General features: G+C 54.8%; 4 protein-coding genes and 1 pseudogene. 2 read left to right on the forward strand and 3 right to left on the reverse strand.

Annotation, left to right across the window (positions count from 1 at the left end):
• Nucleotides 1-81 precede the first annotated feature (81 nt).
• The 3 genes from BF95_RS30095 to BF95_RS30100 all read right to left on the reverse strand — a co-directional run bounded on the left by BF95_RS30095 (nucleotide 82) and on the right by BF95_RS30100 (nucleotide 1,292).
• Entirely contained in the window at nucleotides 82-240 is a 159-nt protein-coding gene (locus tag BF95_RS30095) for a hypothetical protein (protein WP_235210011.1), read from the reverse strand.
• A gap of 21 nt (nucleotides 241-261) precedes the next feature.
• A complete protein-coding gene (locus BF95_RS30550) occupies nucleotides 262-387 on the reverse strand; it encodes a hypothetical protein (RefSeq protein ID WP_268747212.1) in 126 nt (41 codons plus the stop codon).
• 323 nt (nucleotides 388-710) lie between these two features.
• Nucleotides 711-1,292, reverse strand: a complete 582-nt coding sequence (locus BF95_RS30100; RefSeq protein WP_235210012.1) for a polysaccharide biosynthesis/export family protein — start codon at nucleotides 1,290-1,292, stop codon at nucleotides 711-713.
• A gap of 112 nt (nucleotides 1,293-1,404) precedes the next feature.
• On the opposite strand from BF95_RS30100, the gene BF95_RS30105 reads away from it, so the two are divergent.
• Both BF95_RS30105 and BF95_RS30110 read left to right on the forward strand, forming a co-directional pair.
• Nucleotides 1,405-1,680 (forward strand): hypothetical protein, encoded by a 276-nt coding sequence (locus tag BF95_RS30105; RefSeq protein ID WP_051520240.1) that lies wholly within the window; start codon nucleotides 1,405-1,407, stop codon nucleotides 1,678-1,680.
• A gap of 107 nt (nucleotides 1,681-1,787) precedes the next feature.
• Nucleotides 1,788-2,062, forward strand: a pseudogene (locus BF95_RS30110) (capsule biosynthesis protein); the annotation flags it as partial.

A 2,062-nucleotide genomic window follows, 5' to 3' on the forward strand; every position in this document is an offset into this window, starting at 1 on the left:
CGAGGGGTCAGAAGCGTAACGCCTGCGATATCGTAGGTCTGGACTTCCATATGTTCTCCTGAAAAGTGCGACTGATTTCGATCAGTTATTGCTGTTCTGGATCACCGACACAGCACTGGTCACCGTCAGGACCGGTGAGAAGAGCTGGCTAATGAGTTGAACGAGCTTGCTGGGCTGGTTAGCCGCCGCATTACCAAAATAGAGCACATCTTTGTCTTGCATCACAAATTTCTGCGCCAAGAAAATAGGAGCCTGTCTGCATCATATTGAGATGATAGACTGCACTTCGTTGCCGCTCTCGTCCCGGACATAGCGGAACAAAAAGATGGCGGCGGGATCACCGAGATTGGGGTTGGTGCCGCCAGCGGTTGCAACCGCCTCTGCCAAAGATACGGACGAACGCCTGAAGGGTACTTGYTCTACTCGACCCGAAGCGCCCAGAATGGAGTATGTTCGCGGATCATCTACCAGCATTAGTCGATCGCCTGGACGGATGCGCACGTCAAGTGCTGTTATTTACCATATCGTTGATACGAACGTCCGCGCTGGAGGCTCCGCGCATGATGCGCACCATGAGGTCCTTCGAACTGCYGCGATAGCCGCCTGCAAGCGCAATCACGTCTGACAGGCTTTCGCGGTTCGTCTGAAGCACGAGACGTCCTGGCTTTGCTACTTCACCGCCAATGATGATCGAATTGGTGATGGCCTGGTCAAAGAGCCACCAAAACCTGGGGATTTTGCGACAAGCCTTTCAGCGCATTGCGGATCATGGCCTCAACCTCCCCCGTGGTAAGGCCTGCAACATTGAGCGTGCCGGCATAGGGTATGGTGATATCGCCCCCGTCATCGACGCGCATTGGCGGCAACTTTTGAACTTGGACGCCCGGATCGCCATCATTGGCCTTGACCGCCGGAATTGCCGCCACCGCTAAACAGGGTAAAAAAAAAACGCCGGCCTCGTAGATGTTGATGTCGAGGACATCGCCCGGCCCTACCATGTCGGTTGGCGTCTGGGTGATTTCAGGGAGACTTGCGACGGGTTTAGCAATGTCAGGGGCGACGGGTATCCCGGTTGCGGACTGGATCTGGACTAACCGGATGGGCGAGCCATCCTTCGGAGCGATCGCGGACCTCTCAATCTGCTTACCGGTTGGACCGCTCGAGGGCAGTGTGGCGCAGCCTGCAAGCCCCGGGAACAGGGCCAAACATACGATTTTCTTTAGATACATGGATAGTGGTCTCGAAAGGCTGGCTGCTTGTGAGCGCAACGCCTTAGCATCACGATCGAACAATGGACAATAGTTCCTCTTGGGCTTGCGGCCACACGCGCTTGGTCTTGCACCTTTGCCCATGTTCGCCTAGCGCATAGCCGCTTGTATCCGCTTAAAGGCGCCGCGCAGATTTATGAACGCCAACCCCACCTTTCCCGTCGATACCGACATGCCCACTCAGCATTCTGCCTTATCGCAGTGGCTCAAAAAGCGACGCTGGTTTCTGATTTTTGTTCGCTTTTGCCCCACGCTGCTGGCAATGCTCTATTACGGCCTGATCGCGTCCGACATCTATGTTTCGGAATCACGCTTCGTCATCAAAAGCCCGGATCAGAAAACGCGGCCAGACGTCGACGCTTGCCAATTTGGTACAGACTACAGGCCTGTCGGGCGGGCAGGAGCAGACTAAACGAGGTGCTGACTTACGTCCGCTCCCGGGCGCGCTAAAGGCATTGGAAAAAAAAAAAAAAAAAAAACGTCGATGTCAAAGACAAGTTCGCGACATCCCAAGCTGATATGCTGAGCCGCTTTCCCCTGCCTTTCTCTGACAATAGCTTTGAAAGCCTGTTCAAATATTATGGCAAGCGGGTCGATGCACTCATGGACACCGAAGCCGGAACCGCAGTCATCAAGGTCGAAGCGTTCACCCCACAAGATGCCTATATAATCAATAGGCAACTGCTCGATCTGAGTGAGGCATTGGTGAATCGCCTCAATGAGCGCGCGCGCACCAAGGGCATCGTCGAGGCGCAACGTCAAGTCGATCTCGCTACGCAGCGGGCCAGAAATTC

It is taken from the genome of Sphingobium sp. Ant17, from assembly GCF_000588875.1.
In the GTDB taxonomy this organism is placed as follows: domain Bacteria; phylum Pseudomonadota; class Alphaproteobacteria; order Sphingomonadales; family Sphingomonadaceae; genus Sphingobium.

Excerpts from the sequence above, each read along its gene's own strand:
- BF95_RS30105 (WP_051520240.1), top strand. The coding sequence starts at position 1,405 with ATGAACGCCAACCCCACCTTTCCCGTCGATACCGACATGCCCACTCAG.